Here is a 556-nt window from a genome sequence, read left to right on the forward strand (position 1 = left end):
TCGTCATCGACGCTGAACATCGTGGCTTGCTTACTGAATGCTAGCTTCATAATGCTGCTTTTGGCCTGTTTGCAGCCCTCAATGTACTGGTTCAGCACCTCGTTGATGGCTTGGTATTCGTGCACGTAAGTCGGCTTGTTCATGTCATTACTCCTGGTTGTTAATTCGAGTCGCAGCAATATCAGTGCCATTTTGCAAATGACGCACCTGGGCTTCGAAGGCTTTCAACTTAACGCTCTACAGTGCTCTCTAGTTCAGCTGCTGGCTGACGTGGCTGAGAACGTTGCCAGCCTGAACCATAACGCGTGTACTGCGCCGGAACCGGAAGTTCGACATTCAGATTATCCGCAGCTGTACGTGCCCAGAACGGATCTTTGAGCATATCGCGACCCACCAGAATGATATCGGCGCGACCGTTCTGCAAAATCTCTTCAGCCTGACGACCTGTTTCGATCAGACCGACTGCACCGGTTTTGATATCCAACTCGCGGCGCAGCAACTCAGCAGCCGGTACCTGATAACCGGGATAGGTAGTTACCGGCACCATGGCGATCCC

General features: G+C 52.2%; 1 protein-coding gene. It reads right to left on the reverse strand.

From position 1 onward, the window contains the following. Nucleotides 1–229: 229 nt before the first annotated feature. Nucleotides 230–556: oxidoreductase (locus WH277_RS01165; protein ID WP_445235295.1), on the reverse strand; the 327-nt coding region annotated here is incomplete at its 5' end.

It is taken from the genome of Erwinia sp. MYb416, from assembly GCF_037479575.1.
Classification (GTDB): domain Bacteria; phylum Pseudomonadota; class Gammaproteobacteria; order Enterobacterales; family Enterobacteriaceae; genus Erwinia; species Erwinia rhapontici.